Below are 611 nucleotides of genomic sequence, written 5' to 3' on the forward strand. Positions count from 1 at the left end.
CATGACTGGGGTGAAGTCGTAACAAGGTAGCCCTAGGGGAACCTGGGGCTGGATCACCTCCTTATACGATGATTATTGCGATGAGTGTTCACACAGATTGATGGTTTATGTAGTTTAAGAGAAAGAACATCCCCCAAGATGTTCACTTAGTGTCCCGTTCGTCTAGAGGCCTAGGACACCGCCCTTTCACGGCGGTAACAGGGGTTCGACTCCCCTACGGGATACCATTGGGTCGTTAGCTCAGTTGGTAGAGCAGTTGACTTTTAATCAATTGGTCGCAGGTTCGAATCCTGCACGACCCACCATTTTCTCAAGATATGGGGCTATAGCTCAGCTGGGAGAGCGCCTGCCTTGCACGCAGGAGGTCAGCAGTTCGATCCTGCTTAGCTCCACCATTCTTGATTCGATGGGCGATTAGCTCAGTTGGGAGAGCACCTGCCTTACAAGCAGGGGGTCACTGGTTCGAGCCCGGTATCGCCCACCATCTTTAAGCATACTTGCTTGAGTGTTCTTAAAAATGGTTTCGAAAGAAACTTGCTCTTTAACAATTTGGAAAGCTGACGAATAACAACAATCCCCATATCTTTGATATGCGTTGTTATTCAAATTAA

The 611-nt window shown here is 48.1% G+C and carries 4 tRNA genes and 1 rRNA gene; all 5 read left to right on the top strand.

What is annotated here, in order from left to right:
* A 16S ribosomal RNA gene (locus tag ACQEXP_RS21235) occupies positions 1-64 on the top strand; the annotation flags it as partial.
* A gap of 87 nt (positions 65-151) precedes the next feature.
* Positions 152-227, top strand: a tRNA-Glu gene (locus ACQEXP_RS21240).
* A 2-nt stretch (positions 228-229) separates the two neighbouring features.
* Positions 230-305 (top strand) — tRNA-Lys (locus ACQEXP_RS21245).
* 14 nt (positions 306-319) lie between these two features.
* Positions 320-395, top strand: a tRNA-Ala gene (locus tag ACQEXP_RS21250).
* Positions 396-408: 13 nt separating this feature from the next.
* Positions 409-484 (top strand) — tRNA-Val (locus tag ACQEXP_RS21255).
* Positions 485-611 lie beyond the last annotated feature (127 nt).

The organism is Vibrio sp. TRT 1302, assembly GCF_050113875.1.
Taxonomy (GTDB): domain Bacteria; phylum Pseudomonadota; class Gammaproteobacteria; order Enterobacterales; family Vibrionaceae; genus Vibrio.